Below are 12,728 nucleotides of genomic sequence, written 5' to 3' on the forward strand. Positions count from 1 at the left end.
CGGAAAACCTTTGAACAGCCTCTTATTTTCATATGGATGCCTTACATATATCACTGATAATAATTATGAAATGCGGAAACATAATTACCATCAACTGATTCAAACATGAGAAATGAAACCCTACAGTGGTTCCATTCCTCTACATAATCTAAAGTTTGGGTACACTAGATTCATGCAATGTAGGAGCTTTCAGAGTAGAAAGCGAACCTTCGTTTAAAATGATAGCATACATATCTCCCTCAAAAATATGCAAATATGCATATATCGTTTTTATTTCTCAATGTCAGAATATTGAAAAATAAAAGATACGAAGGTAAAATAAGGTCATTATCCGTCTTCTTTTGTCAGTCAGAGAGAATAGAAGAATAGGAGAGGAAAAAATGAGAAAATCATTGAAACAAAAAATAGTAAGCTCTTTGCTTGCTGTATCACTCGCTGTTAGCTTAGCTCCAATTGGGCAAGCAAAAGCGGATTCCACGTCAGAGGTTACACAAACTCCATCTATTACAAAACAGATTGATCCAAACCGCGCAATTGAACATGTTCGTTTCTTATCTGAAACAATTGGTCCTCGCCCTGGTGGAACAAAATCCGAAGAATGGGCTTCTCGTTACATTGGTATGCAGCTTAAATCAATGGGCTATGAAGTAGAATATCAGCCATTTCAGGTACCCGATCAGTACGTTGGATTCATTGAATCACCACTATCAATAAAACGTAATTGGCAAGCTGGTGCTGCTCCTAATTCACTAATTTCTACAGAAGCTGTTACAGCTCCCCTTATCTTTGTTCAAGGTGGGACAAAATTAGAAGATATTCCAAATGAAGTAAACGGTAAAATTGTTTTATTTGAAAGAGGAACAACTGTCGCTGATTATAATAAACAAGTTGAAAATGCCGTTAGCAAAGGTGCAAAAGGCGTTCTTTTATACAGTTTAATTGGAGGACGCGGAAACTATGGGCAAACTTTCAATCCTCGTTTAACGAAAAAACAATCTGTACCTGTATTTGGCCTTGCTTATGCGCAAGGAAATGCATTTAAAGAAGAAATTGCGAAAAAAGGAACTACAATCCTTTCTCTAAAGGCAAGACATGAATCTAAATTAACATCTCTAAATGTTATCGCAAAAAAGAAACCAAAAAAGAGTACAGGTAATGAAAAAGCAGTTGTTGTAAGCTCGCACTATGATAGTGTTGTCGGAGCACCTGGCGCAAATGATAATGCTTCTGGAACTGGATTAGTATTAGAACTAGCTCGTGCTTTTCAAAATGTAGAAACTGATAAAGAAATTCGTTTTATTACCTTTGGTTCTGAAGAGACTGGCTTACTTGGTTCGGATTATTATGTGAATAGTTTATCTCAAAAAGAACGTGACCGTATTTTAGGCGTCTTTAATGCTGATATGGTTGCAACAAATTATGATAAAGCAAAGAATTTATATGCTATGACACCTGATGGCTCTACAAACTTTGTAACAGACGCTGCCTTGCAAGCAGGTAAACAACTAAATAATGACCTCGTCCTACAAGGTAAATTCGGTTCTAGTGATCATGTTCCATTTACTGAAGCTGGTATTCCTGCTGCTCTATTTATTTGGATGGGTGTCGATAATTGGAATCCATTAATCTATCATATCGAGAAGGTATACCATACACCTCAAGATAACGTATTAGAAAACATTTCACCTGAACGAATGAAAATGGCATTAGACGTTATCGGAACATGGGTTTATAACTCGCTTCAAAAACCTGTTACTCAAACTGAACAGAAAGCTGCCTAATCATTTAAAGACCACTGATTTTTATCAGTGGTCTTTTATTGAGAAAAAATATATATGCATAAAAGCATATTTTATCCTACTCATTATCGTATACAATATTAACTGTAACAATACCGATTACAACTTATAAGGAGGCTTTTTCTATTATGAAAAAAATGATTTTAGTAGGTGCGTTAACTTTAGCAGGAATTACCGGCGCTACCGCGTTTATTCCTGAAACAAAAGTCGCTGCTGCCGCTCAAGAACAAAGCTTTACAAAATTTTATTCTTTGCAAACTGGAGGTAGTTCTGAACAAGAACCTATTTTCCTTCAAAAGGGACAAGAGTTAACAATTCAACCTAACAGCAAAACTCCTAGTTACAGTGTTTATGACTCAAATCATAACCTTATTGGACGTTATTCTGATGGTTACGGCCGAATTTTCACTGCAAAAACAGATGGAAATATGTACGTTCAATTTCATGCACCTTACGTTTACTATAGTCCTGTTAGCTTTTCTGTCACTTATACAATCCAATAAAATAAAGGGCCTTTCTCAGGGGCCCTTTATTTTGCTTCCCAATTCACTTTTACAAAACCATCTTTCACCATTAAACCACTTATACTAAATACATACTTTTCATTTGCTTTTAATGTAGCTTTAAAAGTACCTTTTTTCGATTCACAGATTTCTTTTAACTCTCTTATACCTTCTCCTTTTCCTTTCCTTTCATACAAGCTAAAGCATAAATTCCCACGTTTTGCATCTGTTTCATAAGAAAATGTTACTTCTGTATCTTTTGCATACTCAAGTTCAATATCTTTCCCAGCAATATCCCATGATGAAAATTTTGCCTCATAACTTGTCTCCCCTTGCTTCTCCTTTTCTAAATATATATCACCAGCTCTCCACATATCATCTAACGTTTGAACAAAAGCAAAGCCGCTAAGTAATACAAACATCGCACTTGCAAATATAACAACTAATGTTACCTTTTGCTTTTTCATACTCTTCATCGTATATTCTCCTTCTATTTTCTTGTTACTTCTTCGTATCATATATAACAAAACTCCAATAAAAAATGGCAATACAATCGCTATAATACTCCACCACTTACTTATTCCACGCGTTTTCGCATCTGTATACACCCATGATGCTACACATACTAAAAGTGCTATAAAAGCCAAAAACATTGTAATCCCAGCTATCTCAAATACTACAAATGGATTAGCGAACTCTATCATGTAATTTATACTCCTTCTTTAAAAATGACTGTATGACAACATATATAGGAATGTATAGGTGCATCATAATAACTATCGTTATAATGACAGATATTTTATGATCCAAATGACTAACAAACTGCTCTAGGGTGACTGTTAATACAATCATCCAAATAGCATGAATGAAAATAACCCATTTCTTCTCTAATTTCCGAGCATTTCGCACGCTCTGTTTCGTATGATTTATCAGCTCTTCACTAGGAATCATCTCTCCCGCTAAACTACTTTTTATCTTTTGATTAAATTTATCTTCCTTCATAAACGAACCCCTCCAAATGTTCTCGCATTTGCTTCTTCGCATAATTAAGGCGGTATTTTACTGTACCAATTGGTATATTTAATATTTCACTCATTTCTTTATAAGAATATTGTTCATAATAGTAGAGTACGAGCACAGTTTTATACTTTTCATTCAATAACTGTATAACTTCCCGTATCATTTCCGCTTCCACTTTTTGAATAATTTCTTCTGATATATTCACTTCATCTGCGAAATCTATTTCTCCACCATCTTCTTTATGAAACAAATCCAATATTCGATCTTTCCATCTTTTTTTCTTACGATAAAAATCATAAAACGTACGAACACAAATTGTAGTAATCCACTTTTTATAATTATCCACGCAAGAAAGTTGGTGCCTAGAGGAAAAAACTTTTATCCAAGTCTCTTGAAAAATATCTTCCGCATCTTCTTTCGTTTTCGCTAACTTATAGCATAAGGAATATATTTGCTGCTTATATATATCAATTAATTCTTCTACCTTTTCTTCCATCATAAGCCTCCTGTCATTTATATAAGACGACGCAAATTCTCCTTTTGTTTGATAAAATTTTATTTTATTATTCTTTCCATACAAAAAGGCAATCACAACATCGTGTGATTGCCTTTTATTTAAAAACGAAAGTCCGCTTCCGCTTTTCTTTATTGTCCAGCTCCAGCGGCTAGAATACTCGGTGGCTTCGCGCCTTCCTCCGAGGCAAAGTACGCCTCTCTGTCAGGAGCTCCATCCCCCCTCCTATTTTGAGCGAGCCGCTTCCACTTTTCTTTATTACATTTTTTCCGGTGCAGATACTCCTACGATTGCTAATGCATTTTGAAGTGTAGTGCGTACTGCTTTCATTAACTCGTAACGAGCTTTACTTAATTCTAAGTTATCTTGGTTCAATACTTTTTCTGCATTGTAGAAGCTGTGTAATGCTGCTGCTAATTCAAATGCATAGCTTGTAATGCGGTGTGGCAGACGTTTTTGTGCTGCATCCGCAACTACAGCTGGGAATTCACCAAGTTTTTTCAGTAACTCTACTTCTTTCTCAGAAGTAACAAGTTTGTAATTCACGTCTCCATCTCCAGCTAGTCCTAACTCTTCACCTTGACGAAGGATACTGCATACACGAGCATGAGCATATTGTGCATAGTATACTGGGTTTTCATTAGATTTTGATACAGCTAAGTCCATATCGAAGTCTAAATGAGAATCACCGCTACGCATCGCGAAGAAGTATCTCATTGCGTCCACGCCTACTTCTTCCATAAGCTCACGAAGTGTAACTGCTTTACCTGTACGCTTACTCATTTTCATTTTTTCACCATTTTGGTACAGTTGTACCATTTGGATGATTTCTACTTCAAGTGTTTCTTTATCGTAACCTAGCGCTTGAATAGCAGCTTTCATACGAGGAATGTAACCGTGGTGGTCAGCACCCCAAATGTTGATTAGCTTATCGAAACCACGCTCTAATTTATCGCGATGGTAAGCAATATCTGGCGTTAAGTATGTGTAAGAACCGTCATTTTTAATTAATACACGGTTTTTGTCGTCACCGTAAGTCATTGAACGGAACCAAGTTGCTCCGCCTTCTTCGAAGATTTCGTCACGCTCTTTTAATACAGCAAGTGCAGCATCAATTTTTCCGTTTTTGTATAATGATGTTTCTGAGAACCATACATCAAATTTAACACGGAAGCTCTCTAAATCTTTTTGAAGTTTTGCTAACTCATATTTCAAACCATATTCACGGTAGAATTCATAGCTTTCTTTTTCATCAGCTTTTGCGTAACGATCGCCAAACTCTTCAGCTAAACGTTTACCGATTCCAATGATATCCGCACCATGGTAACCGTCTTCTGGCATTTCTTTCTCTAAACCTAAAGCTTGCATGTAACGAGCTTCAACAGAAAGAGCTAAGTTATGAATTTGGTTACCAGCATCATTAATATAGTACTCACGAGATACATCGTATCCTGCTTTTGCTAATACGTTACATAAAGTGTCACCTACTGCCGCACCACGTGCATGTCCTAAGTGAAGGTCACCTGTTGGATTCGCAGATACGAACTCAACTTGTACTTTTTCACCTTTACCAGTATTCGTTTCACCGTAAGCTTCACCAGCGTTTACGATTGTTGGAATTAAATCTGTTAAGTAGCTATTATCCATATAGAAGTTAATAAAACCAGGACCAGCGATTTCGATTTTTTCAATAGAAGCTTTTGCTTTATCGAAGTTTGCAACTAGTTCTTCTGCAATCATACGAGGTGCTTTTTTCGCAACGCGTGCAAGTTGCATTGCCATGTTTGTAGAGAAGTCACCATTTGTTTTATCTTTTGGAGATTCTAATACAACGTTTGGAATCTGTTCTTCTGTCGCTAATTCTGCCTTTAATACAGCAGCTTGAATTTCTTCTTTAATCAATCCTTTTACCTGTTCTAAGGAATTCATTATTTTGCCTCCTTCAAATTAATTGTAATTGTATATCTGCCAGCTTCTTGTTCACTTAGAAGCAATGCGTACGTTAAGAAGAGTTGTCCTTTTTTCTTTTCATCCGACCATTTAAAAAGAACGTTATCAGTTTTCGTTTGCAGTGCAAACGTACCAAGTTCACTCGTATACGTACCCGTTGTCCATTCACCTTTCACATGCGTCTGACGCATAGAAATAGCACCTGAACGCATAATGAGAACTTGTTCATCTTGAATTTTAATAATTGTTTTCACTTCGCCTTGTTCGTTCGGCTCCTGGAATGTTACATATGTACCTTGACCTTTTACATAGTATTGACCATTTGCTTCAAAAGCAACGGTTTCCTTCCTCGCCCCTTCACGGATTTCTGTTACGAAATGAACGTGTACCGGCAAGCCTGCAAGTTGTTTCTTCACGTCTTGCACACCTTTCAAATGTTATAGATATTAAATATTACTTATAATAAATCACTTTTCCTATCATATCAAAAAAAGACGCTGTCTGTCTGCTGAAAAATCAGGAAAACTCCATTTCAAAAAATAATTCACTTCTACTTTATTTCATGTGATAAAATATTTTTTAAATCTAAATATTCTTTTAATTCGAGAGGTGAATTCAGTGATACCAACAAAGTTAAAAAAGGGTGATGAAATACGCGTGATTTCACCATCCTGTAGTTTAAGTATTGTTTCAAATGAAAATAGAAAACTTGCTATAAAAAGATTAACTGACATGGGCTTTCAAGTGACATTCTCAAAATATGCCGATGAGATAGATCGATTTGCTTCCTCTTCTATTTCTTCCCGCGTCCAAGACCTCCATGAAGCATTTAGAGACCCTAATGTAAAAGCTATTTTAACTACACTTGGCGGATACAACTCGAATGGTTTATTGAAACATCTCAATTATGATTTAATTCGTGAAAACCCAAAATTTTTCTGTGGTTATTCTGATATTACTGCCTTAAATAATGCAATTTACGCAAAAACGGGTCTCGTTACATATTCAGGTCCCCACTTCTCTTCATTTGGAATGGAAAAAGGACTCCATTACACGGCTGATTACTTTTTACAATGCTTAACCACTAATGAGCCTATTGAAATCATTCCGGCGGAAACGTGGAGCGATGATTCTTGGTATATGGATCAGGAAAATCGAGAATTTATTAAAAATGAAGGGTATGTTCCAATTCAAGATGGGGAAGTGACAGGAGAAATTATCGGTGGCAATATGAGCACACTTAATTTACTACAAGGCACACCATATATGCCAAACTTAAAGGGCAAAATTTTATTCCTTGAAGAAGACAGTTTAACAGGAAAATCGACGCTTAAAACTTTTGATCGCTATCTACATTCCCTTATGCAGCAACCTAATTTTGAACATATAACAGGTATTGTAATAGGAAGAATGCAAAAAGAAGCAGAATGTACGATAGCGGATATTCAAGAAATGATTTCTTCAAAACCTGAACTTGCACATATTCCTATCATTGCAAATGCAAATTTTGGACATACAACTCCAATTTTTACTTTTCCAATTGGTGGACATGCCAAAATCATTTCTAACAAAGAAAATACATCTATCACTATTTTAACGCACTAAAAAAGGAGCGAACGATTCGCTCCTTTTATGGTTTTTCTATTTTTTGCAATGCTTTTTGCGGGATTGACTCTTTCGGTATTTCAGCCCATCCTTTTCCTTGCATACCTTTTGCATAAATTTTTATAAAAGCACCTGCATGCAATTCACGATTTACCATTCTTTTAATAATTTGTTGATTTCCGTCCTCTGTATACCCTTTAAATGTATACAAATACTCACCGTCTTTTTTCTCACCTTTATCTACAACCGCATAATAATCTTGTATTTCTTTATTTGAAAAGAAGTTGTCTACAAAAGCATGTACACCTTCTGTTTTTGTGTTTAAATAATACGCTGTTCCCCCTAAAATGATGGCGAATACAGCTAAAACTTTAATTACCAATTTCATACATGCGCCTCCTGTTTGCACTTCTTTCTCACTAGTATTATATCTATACTTTTATTATACGGAAAAGAGCATACTATACTCTATCTAAAAGTCTTACACTTTCCTTACATTATTGTAAGGGATTTTTTCTTACAGCAAGTTCCCAAGAAAAAATTTTTCCGTTTCATACACTTTTATATTATTATTGAATGATACGAATTTTTATCCCGCATTAACGGGCAGTAAGACTCCCACCCCCAAATGCGGTGAATACGGGAAAAGTCGGTGGGAAACAACTGCCCGTAAATGCCCGATTGGTTCAACTAATAATCAGTGGGAAGGGACAAAACACCCACTGATTAAAGTTTCACTTTATTACAAAAATCAAAGGAGACAATTTTCAAATGGCTATCTTGCAAGGTTTAGCACTATTACTTGTTGTACTTTGTCTATTTACACTTTTCAGTTACCGTGCACCTTACGGAATGAAGGCGATGGGCGCTTTAGCTAATGCAGCAATCGCAAGTTTTCTTATTGAAGCATTTCACCGTTATATAGGTGGAGAAATGTTTCATAATGACTTTTTACAATCAGTAGGAGAAGCTTCTGGTAGTATGAGCGGTGTCGCAGCAGCGATTTTAGTCGCATTAGCAATCGGCGTTTCCCCCGTATACGCTGTTTTAATTGGTATCGCTACTAGTGGATTCGGTATTTTACCAGGATTTTTCGCTGGATACGTTTGTGCCTTCGTCGTGAAATTTCTCGAAAAGAAATTACCAGCTGGTGTAGAGTTTTTGGCAATCCTATTTATCGCTGCACCAATCTCACGTGGAATGGCAATGCTTATGGATCCGCTCGTTAACGCAACACTTGGTAAAATCGGTTCTATGATATCAGTTGCAACTACAGAAAGTCCTATCATTATGGGTATTATGCTTGGTGGATTAATAACAGTTATTTCTACCTCTCCACTGAGTTCTATGGCACTAACTGCAATGCTTGGATTAACAGGTTTACCAATGGCAATTGGTAGTCTTGCCGTAGCAGCCTCAGCCCCGATGAACTTTATTTTCTTTAAGCGACTAAAAATTTGCTCAAAGAAAGACACAATCGCTGTAGCGATCGAGCCTTTAACACAAGCCGATGTTGTTTCAGCAAATCCAATTCCAATTTATGCAACAAACTTCGTTGGCGGTGCACTTGCCGGTATTATTACATCGCTATTCCAGCTTGTTAATAATGCACCAGGAACAGCATCACCAATTCCAGGTCTTCTTGTCCTATTCGGATTTAATGACGTTATAAAAGTAACGATTGCTGCTGTACTATGTGGAATCGTTACCACTATTGTCGGATACATCGGATCTATTGTGTTCCGCAAATATCCGATCCGCTCTGCTGATGAAATTCGCGGCATTAATTCGGAAGAGAAAGTTGCATAAGAAAAAGAGTTGTTCTCAAATGATGAGAATAACTCTTTTTTTGTCCAGCTGCAGCGGCTAGAATGATCGGTGGCTTCGCTTCTTCCTTTGAGGCAAAAAGCGCCTCTACGTCTGAAGCTCCATCCCCCTCACATTCTGAGCGAGCCGCTTCCGCTTTTACTTCTATCCAGTTACACCTCCTAGACCCTTGCGTCTAAGAACCTTCCCTGCCAAAAGGTAAAAAGCACCTTTTACAGGAAAGAACCTTAGTCACCGGGTCTAAACAGTCGGCTTCACTTTTATTTCACCCAACCGAGCAGCATTTCCCGCACGAATTTGCTTGCTGCGACTGGTGTTTGATCACTATGGTCGTAGACTGGAGCTACTTCTACTAAGTCTGCTCCAACTACATTTATATTTGAATTTGCAATTGCTACGATGGAATCTAATAATTCTTTAGATGTGATACCGCCAGCTTCTAACGTTCCTGTTCCTGGAGCGTGAGCTGGGTCTAATACATCAATGTCGATTGTGACATAGACTGGGCGTCCTGCAAGTTTCGGTAATACTTCTTTTAACGGTTCTAATACGTCAAATTTGTATAAGTTCATACCTACTTCTTTCGCCCATTCAAATTCTTCCTTCATTCCAGAACGAATTCCGAAAGAATATACGTTTTCCGGACCAATTAAATCACACACTTTACGAATTGGTGTAGAGTGGGATAAAGGCTCCCCTTCATACGATTCACGTAAATCAGTATGAGCATCCATGTGGATAATTGCTAAATCCGGATATTTTTTTGCCATTGCCTTAAAAATTGGCCAAGACACTAGGTGCTCACCGCCGAGACCTAGTGGAAACTTATCGGCATCTAAAAGTTTTGATACATACTCTTCAATCATGTCTAAGCTGCGTTGTGCGTTTCCGAATGGTAATGGGATATCACCCGCATCAAAATATTTTACCTCTTCTAGTTCACGATCTAAATACGGACTATATTCTTCAAGACCGATTGATACTTCACGAATACGTGCAGGGCCAAAACGAGATCCTGGACGGTAACTTACTGTCCAATCCATAGGCATCCCATAAATAACTACCTTTGACTCTTCAAAACTTGGATGACTTTTAATAAATACTTTACCTGAATAAGCTTCATCAAAACGCATATTCTTTTCCTCCTTATGTGGAACTTAAGGTATCCCAACCTTTCACTATTTCTCAAATTTGGAGCGAATTGCTCCTCTTTCTCGATTTACCGGGGTCTTCTTTTTAACAACAAGAAGACAATTTTCTTTACAGAAGTGTAAGTAGCTAGCATGTTCAAGTCTTCTGGACAAACACCTTAAATGAGCTACTCACACTTTATTTGTTCAAGCTCGATTTTCTTACTTAATTAAATCGCCAACAAATTTCGGTAATGCGAATGCTGCGTTGTGTAATTCTTTTGTGTAGTATTTCGTTTCGATTTCGTGGAAACGCTCTTCACTTACTTCTAGTGGATCATGTTTTTTAGATCCGATTGTGAACGTCCAAAGACCACTTGGGTATGTTGGAATATTAGCTGTGTATAAACGAGTAATTGGGAAAATCTCTTTTACATCTTTAAACACAGTCGTAATTAACTCTGGTGTGAACCAAGGGTTGTCCGTTTGCGCAACGAAAATACCGTCTTCTTTTAATGCTTTAGAGATTCCAGCGTAGAAACCTTTCGTAAATAAGTTTACTGCTGGTCCTACTGGCTCAGTAGAATCTACCATAATTACGTCGTATTCATTTTCGCTTTCTGCGATGTGTAGGAAACCGTCTCCTACTTTTACTTCTACACGCTCATTATCTAATGCGCCTGCGATTGATGGTAAGTATTGTTTAGAGTACTCAATTACTTTTCCATCAATTTCAACAAGAGTTGCTTTCTTTACACTTGGGTGTTTTAACACTTCGCGAATAACACCGCCATCGCCGCCACCAACAACTAATACGTTCTCAGGGTTTGGATGTGTAAATAAAGGTACGTGTGCTACCATTTCGTGATAAACGAACTCGTCCTTTTCTGTTGTCATAACCATGCCGTCTAAAATAAGCATGTTTCCGAACTCTTCCGTTTCAACCATATCAAGTTTTTGGAATTCTGTTTGCTCCGTATGTAATGTGCGGTTAATACGCGCCGTAATCCCAAAATGTTTTGTTTGTTTCTCAGTGAACCATAGTTCCATCGTACAATCACGCCTTTCAATGCAAATTTATAATGAGGACATCATTAATGTCCCCTAACAAAAATAAAACAAAACATCCAAAAAGTATAGTTAAAAGTACAAAAATACCGAAAATATATTTTAGTCAGAGGGTTCTAACATATATGTATAAAGAAAACCCTTTCTTAAGAAAGGGTTTTTGTCTCTAGTTCTACTGGTTTACGAATTGGAATTAGGATCATAATACAACCAACTAACACGACAATTCCCCCAACTAAAAATGGGCTTTGTGGTGAAACTGTGTGCCCGATAACTCCTGATAAAATTGGAGCAATCGCACCACCTAACCAACGAACAAAGTTATAAACACCTGACGTAACAGATCTTTCATAAGGTGAAATATCCATTACATAACTTGTATATAATGCATTGTTTAAACCAGATGCCAATCCTGATAAAACGATAAGAGTAATTTGTAACCACATAATTTTCACAAAGAATAGTGCAATTAAGAAAATCGCAAATACGAGTAAACTACCCTTCAATAATGTTTTTGGTTCATATTTCCCTTCTAGCTTATGTGCTAAAATTGCAGAACCGTAAGCTAACGCTAATCCCCATCCGCAAAATACAAAGCCTAATTGAATAGCTGATAAATGCATAATAAGTGGTGAATATGCTAACACGACAAAAAATCCGTAGTAGTATAGCATCCCTGAAATGGCACCTTGCATAAATGGCTTATACTTCACCAGGTTAAGTAATTCCCCCACGCCAGCAGCCTTACGCTTCACTTTTCGCTCTGGTTCTTTTACAAAAAAGAATACTAAAATAAATGCTAAGAAAATTAAAATACTCGTCGCGAAAAACGGATAACGCCAAGAATGTCCACCTAGTATTCCACCCAATAACGGCCCCCCAGCCATACCTAAACCGATCGCTGCTTCGTATAATCCTACTGCTTCATGAACTTCTTTACTTAATGCTATTAACAGCGTCATTGCTGTCGCAAAAAACATCGCATTTCCTAATCCCCATCCAGCGCGGAAAAGAGATAATTGAGCAATCGTTTGCGATATACCGCATATAAACGCAAATACAGTCACAATCGCAAGACCGATTGTCATCATTCGTTTATCACCAAATCTCGATGCAAATATACCGGCTGGTAACATCATGATTGCCATCGTTAAAATATAAGCGGTAAATAACATTTCAACTTGCCAATGCGTTGCACCAATTTTCTCAGCAATAATCGGCAAGATTGGGTCAACTACCCCTATACCCGAAAAGGCAAGAAAGGTAGCTACCACTGTAATCAATCTCCCTAGTTTTTGTTTGCTCTCCATTT

At 37.2% G+C, this 12,728-nt stretch carries 13 protein-coding genes; 4 read left to right on the plus strand and 9 right to left on the minus strand.

Annotated elements, in window-relative coordinates; all coding sequences use genetic code 11:
* Positions 1-380: 380 nt before the first annotated feature.
* Together AC241_RS26605 and AC241_RS26610 are read left to right on the plus strand one after the other, a co-directional pair.
* Positions 381-1,781 (plus strand): M28 family metallopeptidase, encoded by a 1,401-nt coding sequence (locus AC241_RS26605; RefSeq protein WP_050844757.1) that lies wholly within the window; start codon positions 381-383, stop codon positions 1,779-1,781.
* A 146-nt stretch (positions 1,782-1,927) separates the two neighbouring features.
* Positions 1,928-2,302, plus strand: a complete 375-nt coding sequence (locus AC241_RS26610; protein WP_029443678.1) for a hypothetical protein — start codon at positions 1,928-1,930, stop codon at positions 2,300-2,302.
* A gap of 26 nt (positions 2,303-2,328) precedes the next feature.
* Here AC241_RS26610 and AC241_RS26615 read toward each other — a convergent pair whose 3' ends face one another.
* From AC241_RS26615 to AC241_RS26635, 5 genes are all read right to left on the minus strand, one after another.
* Entirely contained in the window at positions 2,329-3,006 is a 678-nt protein-coding gene (locus AC241_RS26615; protein ID WP_050844758.1) for an ABA4-like family protein, read from the minus strand.
* Positions 2,990-3,304 carry a hypothetical protein gene (locus AC241_RS26620; protein ID WP_029443680.1) on the minus strand — a complete coding sequence of 105 codons (315 nt, stop codon included), beginning with the start codon at positions 3,302-3,304 and terminating at the stop codon, positions 2,990-2,992. The genes AC241_RS26615 and AC241_RS26620 overlap by 17 nt, the downstream gene beginning before the upstream one ends.
* A complete protein-coding gene (locus AC241_RS26625) occupies positions 3,291-3,818 on the minus strand; it encodes an RNA polymerase sigma factor (RefSeq protein ID WP_029443681.1) in 528 nt (175 codons plus the stop codon). The genes AC241_RS26620 and AC241_RS26625 overlap by 14 nt, the downstream gene beginning before the upstream one ends.
* Positions 3,819-4,094: 276 nt before the next feature.
* Positions 4,095-5,765, minus strand: coding sequence for an arginine--tRNA ligase (gene argS / locus AC241_RS26630; RefSeq protein WP_050844759.1), 1,671 nt, complete (start codon positions 5,763-5,765; stop codon positions 4,095-4,097).
* Complete coding sequence (locus AC241_RS26635) at positions 5,765-6,202, minus strand: YwiB family protein (protein ID WP_000744343.1); 438 nt, start codon at positions 6,200-6,202, stop codon at positions 5,765-5,767. Before AC241_RS26635 ends, argS begins: the two co-directional genes overlap by 1 nt.
* A 202-nt stretch (positions 6,203-6,404) precedes the next feature.
* On the opposite strand from AC241_RS26635, the gene AC241_RS26640 reads away from it, so the two are divergent.
* Positions 6,405-7,391 (plus strand): S66 family peptidase, encoded by a 987-nt coding sequence (locus AC241_RS26640; RefSeq protein ID WP_050844760.1) that lies wholly within the window; start codon positions 6,405-6,407, stop codon positions 7,389-7,391.
* Between the two features lie 25 nt (positions 7,392-7,416).
* On the opposite strand, the gene AC241_RS26645 is transcribed toward AC241_RS26640, so the two are convergent.
* Positions 7,417-7,779 carry a YxeA family protein gene (locus AC241_RS26645; protein ID WP_016079615.1) on the minus strand — a complete coding sequence of 121 codons (363 nt, stop codon included), beginning with the start codon at positions 7,777-7,779 and terminating at the stop codon, positions 7,417-7,419.
* A gap of 383 nt (positions 7,780-8,162) precedes the next feature.
* Here AC241_RS26645 and AC241_RS26650 point away from each other — a divergent pair, with 383 nt between their 5' ends.
* Positions 8,163-9,200: a PTS sugar transporter subunit IIC gene (locus AC241_RS26650; protein ID WP_048564302.1), complete on the plus strand. Its 1,038-nt coding sequence runs from the start codon at positions 8,163-8,165 to the stop codon at positions 9,198-9,200.
* A 278-nt stretch (positions 9,201-9,478) separates the two neighbouring features.
* On the opposite strand, the gene speB is transcribed toward AC241_RS26650, so the two are convergent.
* From speB to AC241_RS26670, 3 genes are all read right to left on the minus strand, one after another.
* A complete protein-coding gene (gene speB / locus AC241_RS26660; protein ID WP_001209831.1) occupies positions 9,479-10,351 on the minus strand; it encodes an agmatinase in 873 nt (290 codons plus the stop codon).
* A 219-nt stretch (positions 10,352-10,570) separates the two neighbouring features.
* Positions 10,571-11,398, minus strand: coding sequence for a polyamine aminopropyltransferase (speE, locus tag AC241_RS26665; RefSeq protein ID WP_000424696.1), 828 nt, complete (start codon positions 11,396-11,398; stop codon positions 10,571-10,573).
* Positions 11,399-11,562: 164 nt separating this feature from the next.
* Positions 11,563-12,726 carry an MFS transporter gene (locus AC241_RS26670; protein ID WP_000444236.1) on the minus strand — a complete coding sequence of 388 codons (1,164 nt, stop codon included), beginning with the start codon at positions 12,724-12,726 and terminating at the stop codon, positions 11,563-11,565.
* Positions 12,727-12,728 lie beyond the last annotated feature (2 nt).

Source organism: Bacillus thuringiensis (genome assembly GCF_001182785.1).
Classification (GTDB): Bacteria; Bacillota; Bacilli; order Bacillales; family Bacillaceae_G; genus Bacillus_A; species Bacillus_A thuringiensis_S.

Coding starts and splice junctions, on each gene's coding strand:
- AC241_RS26615 (WP_050844758.1), bottom strand. CDS start 3,006: ATGATAGAGTTCGCTAATCCATTTGTAGTATTTGAGATAGCTGGGATT.
- AC241_RS26610 (WP_029443678.1), top strand. CDS start 1,928: ATGAAAAAAATGATTTTAGTAGGTGCGTTAACTTTAGCAGGAATTACC.
- AC241_RS26605 (WP_050844757.1), top strand. CDS start 381: ATGAGAAAATCATTGAAACAAAAAATAGTAAGCTCTTTGCTTGCTGTA.
- argS (WP_050844759.1), bottom strand. CDS start 5,765: ATGAATTCCTTAGAACAGGTAAAAGGATTGATTAAAGAAGAAATTCAA.
- AC241_RS26625 (WP_029443681.1), bottom strand. CDS start 3,818: ATGGAAGAAAAGGTAGAAGAATTAATTGATATATATAAGCAGCAAATA.
- speE (WP_000424696.1), bottom strand. CDS start 11,398: ATGGAACTATGGTTCACTGAGAAACAAACAAAACATTTTGGGATTACG.
- speB (WP_001209831.1), bottom strand. CDS start 10,351: ATGCGTTTTGATGAAGCTTATTCAGGTAAAGTATTTATTAAAAGTCAT.
- AC241_RS26650 (WP_048564302.1), top strand. CDS start 8,163: ATGGCTATCTTGCAAGGTTTAGCACTATTACTTGTTGTACTTTGTCTA.
- AC241_RS26620 (WP_029443680.1), bottom strand. CDS start 3,304: ATGAAGGAAGATAAATTTAATCAAAAGATAAAAAGTAGTTTAGCGGGA.
- AC241_RS26645 (WP_016079615.1), bottom strand. CDS start 7,779: ATGAAATTGGTAATTAAAGTTTTAGCTGTATTCGCCATCATTTTAGGG.
- AC241_RS26670 (WP_000444236.1), bottom strand. CDS start 12,726: ATGGAGAGCAAACAAAAACTAGGGAGATTGATTACAGTGGTAGCTACC.